Source organism: Klebsiella sp. Lac1 (assembly GCF_009825425.1).
GTDB lineage: Bacteria > Pseudomonadota > Gammaproteobacteria > Enterobacterales > Enterobacteriaceae > Klebsiella > Klebsiella electrica.
The window spans coordinates 1,504,136-1,517,485 of sequence record NZ_VJZJ01000001.1 but is presented as its reverse complement, the minus strand read 5'-3'; the positions used below and the strand labels follow the sequence as shown (position 1 = coordinate 1,517,485).

Annotated in this window: 11 protein-coding genes; 6 read left to right on the top strand and 5 right to left on the bottom strand. The window is 57.6% G+C overall.

Annotated features, from left to right (window positions below; genetic code table 11):
- Positions 1 to 52 precede the first annotated feature (52 nt).
- Positions 53 to 1,465 (bottom strand): PLP-dependent aminotransferase family protein, encoded by a 1,413-nt coding sequence (locus tag FNY10_RS07185; RefSeq protein ID WP_141964661.1) that lies wholly within the window; start codon positions 1,463 to 1,465, stop codon positions 53 to 55.
- Between the two features lie 453 nt (positions 1,466 to 1,918).
- Here FNY10_RS07185 and FNY10_RS07180 point away from each other — a divergent pair, with 453 nt between their 5' ends.
- The 4 genes from FNY10_RS07180 (at position 1,919) to FNY10_RS07165 (ending at position 4,917) form a co-directional block, all read left to right on the top strand.
- Positions 1,919 to 3,316, top strand: coding sequence for a cytochrome ubiquinol oxidase subunit I (locus FNY10_RS07180; protein WP_160703431.1), 1,398 nt, complete (start codon positions 1,919 to 1,921; stop codon positions 3,314 to 3,316).
- Positions 3,316 to 4,326, top strand: coding sequence for a cytochrome d ubiquinol oxidase subunit II (gene cydB / locus FNY10_RS07175; protein ID WP_100686323.1), 1,011 nt, complete (start codon positions 3,316 to 3,318; stop codon positions 4,324 to 4,326). Before FNY10_RS07180 ends, cydB begins: the two co-directional genes overlap by 1 nt.
- Complete coding sequence (locus FNY10_RS07170; RefSeq protein ID WP_160703433.1) at positions 4,326 to 4,451, top strand: DUF2474 domain-containing protein; 126 nt, start codon at positions 4,326 to 4,328, stop codon at positions 4,449 to 4,451. The genes cydB and FNY10_RS07170 overlap by 1 nt, the downstream gene beginning before the upstream one ends.
- Positions 4,452 to 4,683: 232 nt before the next feature.
- Positions 4,684 to 4,917, top strand: a complete 234-nt coding sequence (locus FNY10_RS07165; protein ID WP_131049017.1) for a DUF2554 family protein — start codon at positions 4,684 to 4,686, stop codon at positions 4,915 to 4,917.
- A gap of 13 nt (positions 4,918 to 4,930) precedes the next feature.
- On the opposite strand, the gene FNY10_RS07160 is transcribed toward FNY10_RS07165, so the two are convergent.
- Complete coding sequence (locus FNY10_RS07160) at positions 4,931 to 6,895, bottom strand: peptidase U32 family protein (RefSeq protein WP_160703435.1); 1,965 nt, start codon at positions 6,893 to 6,895, stop codon at positions 4,931 to 4,933.
- Positions 6,896 to 7,127: 232 nt separating this feature from the next.
- Positions 7,128 to 7,676: a helix-turn-helix domain-containing protein gene (locus tag FNY10_RS07155; RefSeq protein ID WP_141964663.1), complete on the bottom strand. Its 549-nt coding sequence runs from the start codon at positions 7,674 to 7,676 to the stop codon at positions 7,128 to 7,130.
- Between the two features lie 190 nt (positions 7,677 to 7,866).
- On the opposite strand from FNY10_RS07155, the gene FNY10_RS07150 reads away from it, so the two are divergent.
- The gene (locus FNY10_RS07150; RefSeq protein WP_131049014.1) at positions 7,867 to 9,033 is read left to right on the top strand and encodes a benzoate/H(+) symporter BenE family transporter; all 1,167 of its coding nucleotides are present in this window, start codon (positions 7,867 to 7,869) and stop codon (positions 9,031 to 9,033) included.
- Here FNY10_RS07150 and FNY10_RS07145 read toward each other — a convergent pair.
- Positions 9,013 to 9,879, bottom strand: a complete 867-nt coding sequence (locus FNY10_RS07145) for an AraC family transcriptional regulator (RefSeq protein ID WP_100686329.1) — start codon at positions 9,877 to 9,879, stop codon at positions 9,013 to 9,015. The two genes, FNY10_RS07150 and FNY10_RS07145, sit on opposite strands and share 21 nt — an antisense overlap.
- Positions 9,880 to 10,062: 183 nt before the next feature.
- On the opposite strand from FNY10_RS07145, the gene FNY10_RS07140 reads away from it, so the two are divergent.
- Positions 10,063 to 10,959: a DMT family transporter gene (locus FNY10_RS07140; RefSeq protein WP_100686330.1), complete on the top strand. Its 897-nt coding sequence runs from the start codon at positions 10,063 to 10,065 to the stop codon at positions 10,957 to 10,959.
- A gap of 776 nt (positions 10,960 to 11,735) precedes the next feature.
- On the opposite strand, the gene FNY10_RS07135 is transcribed toward FNY10_RS07140, so the two are convergent.
- Complete coding sequence (locus tag FNY10_RS07135; protein ID WP_160703437.1) at positions 11,736 to 13,328, bottom strand: ABC transporter substrate-binding protein; 1,593 nt, start codon at positions 13,326 to 13,328, stop codon at positions 11,736 to 11,738.
- Positions 13,329 to 13,350 lie beyond the last annotated feature (22 nt).

The window sequence follows — 13,350 nt, the reverse complement described above, 5'->3', positions numbered from 1 at the left end:
ATTTAGTTATTTTATCCGCGACTGTTTGACCGTAGATAAAACAATCAGCGTTTCAGCTCAGCTGCTCACGAATAAGTTCGCCGAGTCGTTTAACCCCCTGCTCTTCTCTTTCTCCCCAGCCCCACGCGGTATTAAAGCGGAAAAATGACGTCCAGCTGGCGGTGATAGAGAACATCTTCCCGGGCGCAATACTGATATTATCGCGCAAGGCCCGGGCGCTAAGCTCTCCGGCATCGGCCCCTTCCGGCAGTTCGAGCCACAAAAAGTAACCGCTGTCGCTGTGATGGATTTTCACCTCAGCGGGCAGATGGCGCAGCAGCGCCTGCCAGGCCTGCTGTTTACGCTCAGCAAGCTGGCGACGCAGGCGGCGGAGGTGGGCGTCATAGCGCCGGGTAGAGAGGTAATCGACCAACGCCATCTGCATCGGCGAACTGGTGGAAAGCGTACTCATTAACTGTAGTTGCTGAATCCGTTTAGCATGTTTACCGGCCGCGACCCAGCCGATACGAAAACCAGGCACCAGGCATTTTGAGAACGAACTACAGTGCAGCGTCATCTCCTGCCGGTCCCAGAATTTGGCGGGGAGCGGTTTTTCGCGGCCAAAATAGAGTTCACTGTAAACATCATCCTCAATCAGCACCACGTTATAGCGAGCCAGCAGATCCACCAGTTGCGCCTTTTTCTCCGCGCTAAGCGTAAAGCCGAGCGGATTCTGTCCATTGGTCATCAGCCAGCAGGCCTTGACCGGGTAACTCTGCAGCGCCTGCTCCAGCGCGGCTAAATCAATCCCCTCTTTGACATCCGTCGCCACCGACAGTGCTTTCAGGCGCAGCCTTTCCAGCGCCTGCAGCGCGCCGTAAAAACAGGGATTTTCCACCACCACCCAGTCGCCCGGTTCCGTCACCGCCTGCAGGCTGAGATTCAGCGCTTCCAGGGCCCCCGCGGTAATCACGATTTCATCCGGCGAGATATTCATCCCCTGCAGCGCGTAGCGGCGGGCGATCGCGTGGCGCAGATCGTCATTGCCCGGCGGCAAATTCTCAATCACGCTCATGGCGGTGGCGTGTTTGCTCACTTGCGCCAGCGAGCGATTAAGCTGCTGGAGCGGAAACAGCCGCGGGTCGGGGAATGCCGAGGCGAAGGGCAGCATCGCAGCCCGACGGCTGGCCTGCAGCACCTCAAAAATGTAGGTGTTGATATCGACCGATTCATCACGCGTCACCTGCGCAGGCGGTGGCGGCTGGCGAAGCCTGACCGGTTTTGGCGCCACGTAGTAGCCGGACTGCGGGCGGGCAATAATCCGCCCCTGGCTTTCCAGCAGTTGGTAAGCGTGGCTGACGGTCATAAAGCTCATGCCGCTGCTGATCACCTGCTCGCGTAGAGAAGGCAGCCGGTCGCCGGGTTGCCAGACACCGAGCGCAATCTGTTCGGTCAGCTGCTGCGCAAGCTGCTGATACTTTTTCATGAGGAGTCTCGCGGTTCAGGTTTATGCCTATAGTATATCAGCCATAAAAAAATAGCCGTTTATAATAACTGTTATATCTCTGCCCGCCCCGCTCTACTGTCGACTCGCGACGGAAAAACAGGCCCCCGATCGTCGGTATCGACAGTTGCAACGGCCTGTCGCAGTATAAAGACGGGGGCGACTGTCGCACCGTGGGATGTCAGTAACGAAGCGCAAATCGGCGCGGCAGCGCTCTCCGACCGCGGCCGTGTGCCGTGGAATCTGGCCCTTTCAACTTAATGACGCGGAGCTTTATATGGAAAACCAACAGCGACAGGTCATCGCTCACTAACAGCCGATAAAAGCCATAACAGTCAGGCAACTGTTATTACAAAAAACACCCTTTCTGCCTCTGCAACCCTACCCATTCGGCACCTATAATTGCGCTGAATCAATTTTCTTGCGGAGTTCTGCATGTTCGGTCTTGATGCATTCCACCTTGCGCGAATCCAATTCGCCTTTACCGTCTCATTCCACATTATCTTTCCCGCCATCACCATTGGCCTGGCCAGCTATCTGGCGGTACTGGAAGGATTGTGGCTGAAGACAAAAAATCCTGTCTGGCGCTCGCTTTACCACTTCTGGTCAAAGATTTTCGCCGTTAACTTCGGCATGGGCGTCGTCTCCGGTCTGGTGATGGCCTACCAGTTCGGCACTAACTGGAGCGGTTTCTCCGAGTTTGCCGGCAGTATTACCGGCCCGCTGCTGACTTATGAAGTCCTGACCGCCTTCTTCCTTGAGGCGGGATTCCTCGGGGTCATGCTCTTTGGCTGGAATCGTGTCAGCCCCGGCATGCACTTTTTCGCCACCTGCATGGTCGCCCTGGGAACCATCATCTCAACCTTCTGGATCCTCGCCTCCAACAGCTGGATGCAGACCCCGCAGGGGTTCGAAGTCGTTAACGGCCAGGTGGTCCCCGTCGACTGGTTCGCGGTTATCTTCAACCCGTCGTTCCCGTATCGTCTGTTTCATATGACGGTGGCGGCTTTTCTCAGCAGCGCCCTGTTTGTCGGGTCCTCGGCGGCGTGGCATCTGCTGCGCGGTAACAACACGCCGGCGATCCGCGCGATGTTTTCGATGGCGCTGTGGATGACGCTTATCGTTGCCCCTGTTCAGGCGATGATCGGCGATATGCACGGTCTGAACACCCTGAAACATCAGCCGGCGAAAATTGCCGCCATCGAGGGACACTGGGAAAACCCTCCGGGCGAACCGACGCCCCTGCTGCTGGTCGGCTGGCCGGATATGGAGCAGGAACGCACCCGCTACGGACTGGAGATCCCGGCTCTCGGCAGCCTGATCCTGACCCATAGTCTGGACAAACAGGTTCCTGCCCTGAAGGAATTCGCGCCACAGGACCGTCCCAACGCCACCGTGGTGTTCTGGTCATTTCGCCTGATGGCCGGACTCGGCATGTTGATGATCCTGCTTGGTACGCTGGCGCTGTGGCTGCGCTACCGCAAACGTCTGTATCAGTCGAAACCCTTCCTGCGCTTTGCGCTGTTGATGGGGCCTTCCGGGCTGATTGCCATTCTCGCCGGTTGGGTCACGACCGAAGTGGGCCGCCAGCCCTGGGTGGTCTATGGCGTACAACGCACTGCTGATGCCGTCTCCGCCCACGGCGACATGCATATGACCATCAGTCTGCTGACTTTCTTCGTCGTCTATAGCTCGGTATTTGGCGTCGGTTACAGCTATATGCTGCGCCTGATCCGCAAAGGACCACAGACCTTCAATCCACCGGTATCCGGTACCCCGGCCCGCCCGCTCTCCGCGGCAACAGAAGGTTTTCAGCATAAGGAGTCCCACTAATGGGGATCGATCTCTCAGTTATCTGGTTCGTCATTATCGTCTTCGCCACCCTGATGTACATCGTGATGGATGGCTTCGATTTAGGGATCGGCATTTTGTTCTCGACCACCCGCGATGCGCAAGACCGCGACGTCATGGTTAACAGCGTGGCGCCGGTATGGGACGGCAACGAAACCTGGCTGGTGCTTGGCGGCGCCGGGCTGTTCGGCGCGTTTCCCCTCGCCTATGCGGTGATTATCGATGCGCTGGCGATCCCGCTGACGTTAATGTTAATCGGCCTGATTTTTCGCGGCGTGGCGTTTGAGTTTCGCTTCCAGGCAACGCCGTCGCATCGTCCGTTCTGGGATCGCGCATTCCTTGGCGGTTCGCTGCTGGCCACCTTCTCCCAGGGGGTAGTTGTCGGGGCGGTCATTAACGGCTTCCCGGTGAGCGGCCGCACGTTCAGCGGCGGCATGCTCGACTGGCTGACGCCGTTCACCCTGTTCTGCGGTCTGGGGTTGACCATCGCCTATGCGCTGCTGGGAGCCACCTGGCTGGTGATGAAGAGCGGAAATCCGCTACAGGAAAAAATGCGTCATACCTCGCGGACGCTGCTGCTGGCGCTGCTGGTCACCATCGCCGTCATCAGCCTGTGGACGCCGCTGGCGCAACCGGCCATCGCCGACCGCTGGTTCACTCTGCCGAACCTCTTTTTCCTGCTGCCGGTTCCCCTGCTGGTTGTGGCGATCGGCGTCTGGCTGTGGCGGGATCTGCACAACCCTGAGCGTCACGCGCTGCCCTTTATTCTGACGCTGGGCCTGGTGTTCCTCGGTTTCAGCGGTCTGGGGATCAGTATCTGGCCGCACATTATTCCACCGGGTATTACGCTGTGGCAGGCCGCCGCACCGCCGCAGAGCCAGGGGTTTATGCTGGTGGGCGCCCTGCTCATTATTCCGGTGATCCTGGGCTATACCTTCTGGAGCTACTACGTGTTCCGCGGCAAAGTCCAACATGGTGAGGGGTATCATTGATGAATCAGTCACGACTGAAGCAATTATTATGGATGGTCACACTATGGGGTGCCAGCGTGCTGGTGCTGGGCGCAGTCAGTATGCTCTTTCGCTTTTTAATGACCGCGGCGGGGCTGAAAGTTTAATCCGCAGCGCTCAGGATAACGCTGATACCCAGGCACTCCGGGTTATCACCATGTTGAGTGGCTGACAGTATCCATCATCGCTCTCAGGCCCGACGCGTTCATCGCATCGGGCTTTTTTTCGCCTTTCGTCAGCAACAACTGACGCAGACTTTGCTCTTCTTTGATAACCCGATAATAAAGCTCAAGAAATTCAGGGCATAGTAGCCCCACTCGTCTGTCACTGGAAATAGATATGCTCAGGAGATGCGTTTCGGCATTGGTGCTGATGTGTGCGTTATTTTCCGGCCATTTGCTGGCCCGCAAGCAAGGACATGACTACTTCCCGGTACAAAGCCTCGAACAGCAGCTGCTGCACGAGGCCGATAGTGATGAACTGCGCAGCCAGCGGGACGAGGCCGCCGCCGATCTGCGCGAGCGTCACCACTGGCAGAATGCGCGCAAACCGAAAATGCACTTCCGCCTGTAGCGTCTGCCGTCGATCAGGCGCCTTTCCGCTTCGGCAGGGTTTTTAACAGCTCATCCGGGCTGACCGAGGCGACGATGCTCCCCGGAAGCGGCATTTTCAAAATATGATTTTTCATCTTGCCGATGACGTGCATTTCGCACGGACGACAGTCGAATTTCAGCGTCAGCACTTCATCGCCGTGAATGAGCTGCATCGGCGTCGCTTTCCAGCTCTTAATCGAGCCCTTGGCCTGTTTCGGGCATAAATTGAAGGCAAAACGCAGGCAGTGCTTGGTGATCATCACCGGCACATCGCCCTTCTCTTGATGCGCTTCATAGGCCGCATCAATGAGCTTGACGCCATAGCGCTGGTAAAACGCACGCGCCTTATGGTTATAGACGTTAGCAAGGAACGATAAATGGGTTTCGGGATAAACCGGCGGCGGGACGGAAACCGCTTTACGCTGGCCGCGCGGCGCGGCATTCACCCGCGCCTCGTCCAGCCGTTCTGCCGTTTCCCGACGCAGCTGATTGAGCAGGCTATTGGGCACAAACAGCGCGCCGGGGAGATTGATCCGCACATCGCGGGCAAAATAGATAGTTTGCCCCAGCTTCGCCACGCCGTCCCGCAGGTTCGCTAGCGCTTTCTCCGCGTGGGTCGCTTCGGCAAACTCGCCGTCGAGGGTGTGGGTGACGCTGACACCATCTTCGCAGGTCATCGTCAGCACCAGCTGTTCCTGCCAGCCGCTGAGTTCGATGTCCACCGCAATCCGCCGCTCGCTGGAGGTCTTTTGCAAAGCCTGCTGCCAGTTATGGTCGAGGTTACGGTTCAGCACCTGGTGCGGGCGGACTTTATGCAGATCTGCCGGCATCTCGTTCGGCCAGACGCGATAGCGATTTTCGCCGGTTTTTTCCACCGTATTGGCGCGGAACCCGACGATTTCGCGCTTAATCATCACGTTGAGGCCATCGCCATTGGTCAGCGCCTCGCTCACTTCGACATCGAGGTGGTCTTTAGCCACTTTCAGCACTTCGCCCACCGGCAGACCGATAAATTTCGGCGAATCGAACGCGCCGATGTCGCCTTTGCGGGCATTGACAAAGTAGTCGGTGCTGCCGCGATGGAAGGTTTTATCGGTGGAGGGAACGAAAAAGTGTTCGGTGCGCCCGGCGGACGAACGCCTCAGATCGCCACGATCTTCAATAATCGCATCGAGCATCTGCCGATAGTGCGCGGTGATGTTCTTCACATAGCTCATATCTTTATAGCGACCTTCAATTTTGAAGGAGCGCACCCCGGCGTCAATCAGCTGGGCCAGGTTTGCCGTCTGGTCATTATCCTTCATCGACAGCAGATGCTTCTCGTACGCCACCACCCGGCCCTGGTCATCTTTCAGGGTATACGGCAAACGGCACGCCTGGGAGCAGTCGCCGCGGTTGGCGCTGCGCCCGGTCTGGGCGTGGGAGATATTGCACTGCCCGGAATAGGCCACGCACAGGGCGCCGTGAATAAAGAACTCGATCGTCGCGTCGGTATTGTCGTAAATCGCTTTAATCTGTTGCAGGTTCAGCTCGCGCGCCAGCACGATTTGGCTAAAGCCGACGTCGGAGAGGAATTTTGCCTTCTCGACGCTGCGAATGTCGCACTGGGTGCTGGCGTGGAGTTCAACAGGCGGAATATCCAGCTCCATCACCCCCATATCCTGCACGATCAGCGCATCAACGCCGGATTCATACAGATCGGTAATCAGTCGCTGCGCAGGTTCCAGTTCATCATCGTGAAGAATCGTATTCAGCGTCACAAAGATTTTCGCGCCGTAGCGATGGGCGAAAGGCACCAGTCCGGCGATGTCGCTGAGGCTGTTGCTGGCGTTGTGGCGTGCGCCAAAACCCGGTCCGCCGATATAAACCGCGTCTGCGCCGTGTAAAATCGCTTCACGGGCGATCCCGGCATCGCGGGCGGGGCTAAGAAGTTCAAGATGATGGTTGTGCAGGCGCATACGCTCGTCGTTATCCGTTATAGGGGGTCGAAATGGCGGCTATTGTAGTCAGAAGTGGGCACAGACGAAATCATTTTCCATCGCGCGGAACGGGTGAATTTTCAGTTTCCAGCAAAGCATTGAAGGAAAAGGTATTTCCTTCGCAAAACGGCTACAGTTACAGTCATCTTGTATTCCGGATTTTCCTCGTCACGTTGTGAGTGGTTACATTAATCATTTGATTGGCCGCAGGTTAAATGCCCGCGGCTTTTTCTTTGGGATAATGTATCAGCGAGTGAAAATGGACCGTTTGCGCGCCGCGGTTACGATAGGCATGGGCCATGTCTCCGGCAAACCGCCGCCCCTCTCCGCTCGTTAGCGTCAGCCACTTCCCCTGCAGACACAGATCCAGCTCACCGCTTATCACCACCACATGTTCAATCACCCCCTTCTCATGCGGCGTGGATTCACTGAGCGCGCCGGGGGCAAGAGTAATCGAAAAATGGTCGAAACGCAGTTCCGGGTCCCACGGGAAAACGGGCGTCACCACCATCGCCTGCTGCTGCGGGTCAAAGGCGGTCGGCGCGGTCGCTTCATCGGTGACGATAAACGCCGAGAACGGCACGTTCAGACCGGTGGCGATTTTCCATAACGTGGCCACCGTCGGGCTGGATTCATTTCGTTCAACCTGCCCGAGCATCGCTTTTGATACCCCGGTTTCTTCCGCCAGCCGCGACAGGCTCCAGCCGCGCTGTTGACGCAGCGTTTTCAGGGTCGTCGCCAGATGTTGCGCAATATTCATTCCACCTCCTGATATGCTCAGCGGAAATTATACGCGCATTGGTATGATTCTACAGGGAGTTTAGTCGGGAAACGCGCCGGGAACGTCCGGGACGATGTTGACGGCGACATGCAAAGCGGGGAAAGATGGTTGTGCGCTATAACGCACAGTGCTACATTTTACCCGACGCTATAACGTACAAGAGGTCACTATGCGCTCATTCTCACTCCCGCTACCGACGTTGCTCGCCGGGTTTATCGCCGTTCTGGTGGGCTACGCCAGTTCGGCCGCCATTATCTGGCAAGCCGCCGCCAGCGCCGGCGCCAGCGCGAGTCAGATAGCTGGCTGGATGACGGCTCTCGGGCTGGGAATGGGGGTCAGCACACTGGCCCTCACGCTCTGGCGCAAAGTGCCGATCCTCACCGCCTGGTCGACCCCCGGCGCGGCGCTGCTGGTCAGCGGATTACAGGGGGTGACGCTGCACCAGGCGATCGGCGTGTTTATCTTTGCGAATGGCTTAATGGTGCTATGCGGGCTGACCGGCCTTTTTGCCCGGCTGATGAAAATCATCCCCCACTCGCTCGCAGCCGCCATGCTGGCAGGGATTTTACTGCGCTTCGGTCTGCAGGCCTTCGCCACCCTTGAAGGCCATCTGCTGCTGTGCGGCGGGATGCTGGCAGCCTGGCTGCTGTGTAAAGCGCTGTACCCGCGCTTTGCGGTGGTGGCAGCGCTGCTGGTTGGCGGCGCCATCGCCGTGTTCTCCGGCGATGTCGTCGGGACGCACATCAGTCTCGCTTTTGTCGCCCCGGAATATATCGCGCCGCAGTTTACCCCTTCGCTGTTGCTCAGCGTCGGCGTCCCCTTCTTCCTGGTCACCATGGCCTCGCAAAACGCCCCCGGGTTCGCCACCATGCAGGCTTCCGGCTACCGGGTGCCCGTGTCGCCGCTGATTGTCGCTACCGCGGGTCTGGCGCTGGTACTGTCACCTTTTGGCGTTTATTCGATCTGTATTGCCGCCATTACCGCCGCAATTTGCCAAAGTCCGGAGGCCCATCCTGACCCGCAGCGACGTTGGCTGGCCGCCGCCGCCGCGGGCGGTTTTTATCTGCTGGCCGGCCTGTTCGGCGGATCGATTACGTCGTTGATGTCCGCGCTGCCGACGGCGTGGATTCAGATGCTGGCCGGGCTGGCGCTGCTCGGGACGCTTGGCGGAAGTCTGTTTCAGGCGCTGAATCAGGAGAATGAGCGCGACGCGGCGGTGGTGACGTTTCTGGTCACCGCCAGCGGCGTGACCCTGGCGGGGATCGGCTCGGCCTTCTGGGGACTGGCGCTCGGCGGGGTGAGTTTCGCCCTGCTGTCAGCGCTGCGCCGCGCGTAATTGTGAGGGCGTCAGGCCGGTGACGCTTTTCACCCGGTTGCTGAAATGGCTGGCGGAGCTGAAACCACAGGCCATCGCGATATCGGTCAATGACCGGGCGCTGTGGCAGATAAGCGCCTGCGCCTTAACCATCCGCCGCTGCATCACATACTGGTGCGGCGCCATGTTCATTGACTGCCGGAACATCCGCGCGAAGTGATATTCGCTGAGCGCCGCCTCCTGCGCCAGATCCGCCAGCGTCAGCGGCTGATCCAGATGCTCCTCAATCCACGCCAGCAGATTGCGCAGAACGTGCGGCGCCAGGCCGCCAGAGACCGTGGGTAAACGCCACTGAACGTTCGAATAGTGCTGAATAAGGTGGGTCAGCAGCAGCGTGCTGGCGGAGCTTAGCGTCAGTTGGTTGGCCTGCTGCTGCCAGTCGCAATCGAGCAGAAACTGGCGATAGACGGCGGTGATTTTATCATCCCGGGAAAAGGTCTGTTCCTGCAGGCTAAATGACGCCGGGCTGCGGTCCCAGATCTGCTCGCCGACCCGACGTAGATGTTCGTCTGTACAGTACAGGTGTACGAACGAGAGGTCGCCGCGAATATCCCAGGTGCTCTCCGCCCCTTTTGGCATCAGGCAAAAACGATCCGGGCCGCCGCCGTTTTTCCAGCCCTGCGGCGTTTTCTGGTAACTTTCGTAACCATCGGCAACGTACAGACTCAGCGTATGATGGTCGCTGCGCACCGTGACCGTATCGCGATTGTTATACCACGCCGCCAGTTGAATACCGGAGTTGAGCTCCACCGTCTCCCGCAGGACAGCTTTTTGTCGGCGTAATATTTCGAACGTCCCGTATGCCATAACCTTCACACATCTGATTTCGCGAGCCTCTAGTCTATGAAGAGTCGACCGCAGATACCAGACCTCTCCGGCCATTCGGCAAAAATAAGCGCAAGAATTTGCAAGTCCAGGCCGCATGGATGACAGCGACGGCGCGCAAAAACCGCCACACTGCGTCCCTGGTGTACTTATGGGAGACATGTTTTGAACGCAATACTGTACGGACTGGTGGTTGTTATCTGGGGCACGACGTGGATTGCCATCTTTTTACAACAGGGGCCGGTCTCCGCGCCGGTCTCCATTTTCTGGCGTTTTGCGGTAGCCAGCGTCACGATGCTGGCGATTCTGCTGGCAACTCGTCGTCTGCGTCCGCTGGCGCTGCGCGATCATCTGTTCTGTGTGCTACAGGGCTGCTGCGTCTTCTGTTTCAACTTCTGGTGCTTTTATACCGCTGCCGCGTACATTAATACCGGCCTCGAATCGGTTATTTTTTCCATGGCGGTTCTGTTTAACGCCGTCAACGGGTTTATTTTCTTCCGTCAGCAGCCGCCCGCTCGTTTCTGGCTTGCCGCCGCGCTCGGCCTTGTGGGAATCATCACGCTGTTCTGGGACGATTTGCTCAGCAACGGGCTCAACGCGTCCCTGCTGTGGGGGATTGGCCTCAGCGCGCTGGGAACCTACGGTTTTTCCCTCGGCAATATGCTCAGTATGCGCCACCAGCGCCGTGGCCTGGAAACCCTGACCACCAACAGCTGGGCGATGCTCTACGGTACCCTGGTCATGGGGGCTATCGCTCTGGTGCGCGGCGATGATTTCACTCCCCAGTGGACGCTAAGCTATATGGGCGCGCTGTTGTACCTGGCGCTGTTCGGATCGGTGATTGCGTTCGGCGCTTACTTTACGCTGGTTGGGCGGATCGGCGCCGGCAAAGCCGCCTACAGTACCCTGCTGTTCCCGCTGGTGGCCCTGACGATTTCAACGTTTTACGAAGGCTACGTCTGGCACAGCAACGCGGTTATCGGGCTGATGCTGATTCTGGTGGGTAATCTGGTGATGTTTGCCCGTCCCGAGCAGTGGTTCCTGCGCCGCAGACTGGCTTAGCCCCTGCCTGCTGGCATAAAAAAGCGCCCTCCAGCAGGGCGCCTGTGCCTCACGGCAATCCTGTTTTGCATATGGTGCCCGTCTGAGCCTCATGGCAAGCCCGTTTTGCATACGGCGTCCGCGTTTTGCCGGGTGGCGGCTGCGCCTGACCCGGCCTACAAAACCCGTCACCTCAAAGATTTGCACAAGCTCTGTAGGCCCGCACAAGCGCAGCGCCGTCGGGCAATTGAACAGGCGCGCTCCGTTGACCATCCAGGGGCTCTCCTGAAGCGCGTCTGAGGCCCATGACAGGCCCGTTTTGCATATGGCGCCCACGTTTTGCCGGGTGGCGGCTGCGCCTGACCCGGCCTACAAAACCCGTCACCTCAAAGATTTGCACAAGCTCTGTAGGCCCGTACAAGCGCAGCGCCGTCGGGCAATTTGACAGGCGTGCTCCGTTGACCATCCAGAGCGCTCTCCTGAAGCGCCTCTGAGGCCCATGACAGGCCGGTTGTGCATATGGCGCCCGCGTTTTGCCGGATGGCGGCTGCGCCTGACCCGGCCTACAAAACCTGTCACCTCGAAGAGTTGCACAAACTCTGTAGGCCCGTACAAGCGCAGCGCCGTCGGGCAATTTGACAGGCTTACTCCGTTGACAATCCCCTGAGTGAATCCCTGTAAATGCAGTTGTCGGCGCGATTTATAGCAAAATACCGGGGTAAGCTTTGCGGCAAAAAAAGGAATGGCAAACGCAGGAAAGAATAAATCCGCCCCCCGGGCGGATTTACATTTGCTGTTTATTTTATATCGACCTGATAGAAAATATGCTTACCAAAAGGATCAATTTCGTAGCCAGAAACCTCTTTGCGGACCGGTTCGAAAATCGTCGAATGGGCAATCATCACCGCCGGCATTTGGTCATGCATCATCTGCTGCGCCTGTTTATACAGCGCTTCGCGTTTTGGACGATCGGTAATCGATTTTGCCTCGGCGATAATTTTATCAAATGGCTGATAGCACCATTTCGCCGAGTTAGAACCGCCGTTCGCCGACTGACAGGTAAATAACGGCCCGAAGAAGTTGTCCGGGTCGCCGGTCGCAGTGGTCCAGCCCATCAGCGCCGCCTGATGTTCGCCCTCTTTTACCCGCTTCAGATATTCACCCCACTCATAGGTGGTGATGTTGGTCTGCACGCCAATTTTGGCCCAGTCAGCCTGAATCATCTCGGCCATCCGTTTGGCGTTCGGGTTATAAGGACGCTGCACCGGCATCGCCCACAGATCGATGGTTAGCGGGCCGCTAATGCCCGCCTCCTGCAGCAGCGCTTTGGCCTTTTGCGGGTCGTAGTCATAATCTTTCAGCTCCGCGTCGGCGCTCCATACTCCCGGCGGCAGCAGGTTTTTCGCCTGCGTGCCGGTACCGTGGAATACCGCCTCAATAATCGCCGGTTTATTAATCGCCATCGCCAGAGCCTGACGCACTTTAACATTATCCAGCGGCGGTTTTTGCGTATTAAAGGCAAGGAACCCGGTATTCAGCCCCGCCTTGCTCAGCAGCGTAATGTTTTTATTTTCCTTCATCCTCGGTAAATCGGCCGGATTAGGGAACGGCATCACCTGGCATTCATTCTTTTCCAGTTTGGCATAGCGAACCGAAGCGTCCGGGGTAATGCTAAAAACCAGACGATCGATTTTTGCTTTACCCTGCCAGTAGTCCGGGAAGGCGGTATAAAGAATGCGCGAATCTTTCTGATATTGCGCCAGCTTATAGGGGCCGGTGCCAAGCGGGTCGGAATCGACGCGCTGCGGGGTCCCGGCTTTGAGCATCGCCTCCGCATATTCCGCCGATAAAATGGAGGCGAAATACCACGCCAGGTCCGCGACAAACGGCGCTTCGGCGCGGGCCAACGTAAAGCGCACCGTATATTCATCAGGCTTATCAATCGCGGTAATTAACTGGCCAAACTCCAGACTTTCAAAGTTAGAGTAGCTGCCGCCAGAGACGTTGTGATAAGGATGCTGCGGATCTTTTTGCCGCATAAAGGAGAAAATCACATCATCGGCGTTAAAATCGCGGGTGGGGGTGAAATATTTATTACTTTGAAACTTCACGCCTTTGCGTAGATGGAAGGTATACACTTTTCCGTCATCGCTCACCTCCCAGCTTTCGGCGAGGCTCGGCTGCAGTTCGGTGGTGCCCACCTTAAAATCAACCAGCCGGTTATAAACGGGTACCGCGCTGGCGTCCACGCTGGTACCCGAGGTATAGAGTTGAGGATTGAAATTCTCCGGCGATCCTTCGGAGCAGTAAACCAGCGTTTTTGCGCTCACGGCGGAACCAAACGTGAGCGCCGTTATTGTCAGAGCAAGCGTGGTGAGTTTGCGTTGCATAACGTTTTCCTTTTTTAATTTG